At 45.8% G+C, this 1,520-nt stretch carries 2 protein-coding genes; both read left to right on the top strand.

Annotation, left to right across the window (positions count from 1 at the left end):
• Positions 1–189: hypothetical protein (locus NFS31_RS26690; RefSeq protein WP_251502098.1), on the top strand; the 189-nt coding region annotated here is incomplete at its 5' end.
• A 130-nt stretch (positions 190–319) separates the two neighbouring features.
• Positions 320–1,240, top strand: coding sequence for a tyrosine-type recombinase/integrase (locus NFS31_RS26695; RefSeq protein WP_251502100.1), 921 nt, complete (start codon positions 320–322; stop codon positions 1,238–1,240).
• The last annotated feature ends 280 nt before the right edge of the window (positions 1,241–1,520 follow it).

The raw sequence follows: 1,520 nt of genomic DNA on the forward strand, positions 1-1,520 counted from the left end.
GATTTTATCAGAAACATACGAAAATATGGGATTTTTTTAAGGACTCCCCATTTTACTTCACTCCCCATAATATCAAACGGATTGCCGGTTTGGCGAGCAATAAGCAGCCTGCGATCAACGGCAGAAAAATCAGGTAAATATAGCTCTGAATTTTTACAAACAATTGCTGAAGCTGCCTCCCATTACTGATAAATATTTAACAAGTGCAATTCTGCCAAAATCCATGTACGATATGCCAAAGGCGATTTTTCGCCCCTTTGCCCCAAAGCGGCAGAGGGTGAATCGTTCCCTATAAATACATAAGAAGGAGAATTTTATTATGACGAATCCACAGACGCATATCAACCACTATCTGGGGTACTGCCAGAGCCAGAAACGGCTGGATGCCAAAACGCTGCGCGCATACCGAATCGATCTGGCGCAGTTTAGCAGGCATATTGATTCCGCTGATATTTTAAAAACCACCCCGGATGTATTGGAACATTTTATTGCAAACCTTCACCAGAGCTATAAGCCCAAAACCGTAAAACGCAAGATTGCCTCTCTGAAAGCGCTCTTCCACTATTTTGAATACCGGGAGCTGATTGAGCGGAATCCGTTTAACAAGATACAGGTAAAATTCCGCGAGCCTGTCCTCCTGCCCAAAACGATCCCGCTCCACACGGTTGAAATGTTTTTGTCCGCGATCTATAAGCAGGCGTCGGACGGCAAAACAAAGTACCAGAAGCGGAACGCCCTGCGGGACGCCGCGGTCATCGAACTGCTCTTCGCGACCGGGATACGGATTTCCGAGCTGTGCTCCCTGAAAATAAATGACGTCAATCTCTATGACCGGACGATACTGATTTATGGAAAAGGCTCCAAGGAACGCAGGGTGCAGATCGGAAACAGTGATGTGGTGCGTACATTAGAACAGTATAAATGTGATTTTACGGCGGAAATGCAGTGCTGCGGGCATTTTTTTGTAAATCAGAACGGCAAAGCCCTGTCGGATCAGTCTGTGCGCAGGATGATCAATAAATATACGGCCCTGGCTTCCATTGATTTACATATCACGCCGCATATGTTCCGCCATACTTTTGCTACCTGCCTTTTGGAAGCGGATGTGGATATCCGGTATATACAGGAAATGCTGGGGCACAGTTCGATCAATATCACGGAGATCTATACGCATGTCGCGATGTCGAAGCAGAGGGATATATTGACTGCCAAGCATCCGCGGAAGGATTTTCATATATAAGTTTTGGCCCTGAGATAAGGGGAAGAGCATCAATCTGAATGGCGGGGAAGCGTCTGGATTGGTGCTTTTTTATTTTGGGAGGAGGTTGTCTGGCGCTTGTGGGGTAAGGCAAGGGGGAGGTTGCGGGGAGGAGTGGAAATGGGGGGCTGAAACTAAAGGCGCGTTCTGCCTTCTGTGGCAATGCTGTAAACGGTTATATATTCGACGGATAATAAAGAGTTATCCATTATTATTTTCTATTACAAATGATAAGGAGAACCTTCATGAATGATTTAATACC

It is taken from the genome of Otoolea muris, assembly GCF_943193115.1.
Lineage (GTDB): Bacteria > Bacillota > Clostridia > Lachnospirales > Lachnospiraceae > Otoolea > Otoolea muris.

Bases quoted from the DNA above. Each gene is read 5' to 3' on its own strand.
- NFS31_RS26695 (WP_251502100.1), top strand. From the start codon at position 320: ATGACGAATCCACAGACGCATATCAACCACTATCTGGGGTACTGCCAG.